1 protein-coding gene is annotated in these 673 nt (G+C 52.0%); it reads right to left on the minus strand.

The features are described 5' to 3' along the window. Window positions 1-673, minus strand: a 673-nt coding sequence (gene alr / locus ACTHUR_RS14675; protein WP_440399322.1) for an alanine racemase, incomplete at both ends; no start/stop codon positions are given.

Genomic DNA, 673 nt, shown 5'->3' on the forward strand with positions numbered 1-673 from the left:
GATTTCGTACGGAATCATACCGGCAACTTCGGAAACTTCATTAATATTAATCACATCGCCCCAAAGCTCGACTTCCGCACCTAAACCCTCTTTCGAGGCTTCCAGCTCAACCGTAATCATATCCATAGATACCCTGCCGATAATACGGCTACGCTTACCATCCACCGCCACAGGGGAATTAGTGGAAGCGCGACGCGGATAACCGTCTGCATAGCCGCAAGCAATCAAACCGACACGGGTAGATTTGCTGGTGTAGAACGTTGCGCCGTAGCCAATCGGAGAATGCGGTTGCAACACACGTTCGCCGAAAACGCGGGAAGTCAGGCGCATAACCGGTTTCAAACGATCATCCACGCCGCCGAAAGGCGAAATACCGTATAAAGCCAGACCGGCACGTCCCCAATCGCGGCGCGCTTCAGTCACGTTCAAAATTGCGGCGGAATTGGCCAAGCTCTCTTCACCTTCCAAATCTTCACACGCCAAATCAAACGCTTCAAGCTGCATTTCGGTCATGCCGTTTTCCGGCTCGTCCGCGCAGGCAAAATGGCTGAATTTCACAATGTTTTCCACCGATTCGGATTGTTTCAATGCAGTATAGGCCGCAGCATAGTTATGCGGAAAGAAACCGGCGCGGTGCATACCCGAGTCCATTTTCAGCCATACGGTTGTCGGA

This window comes from Neisseria sp. P0021.S007 (assembly GCF_051956855.1).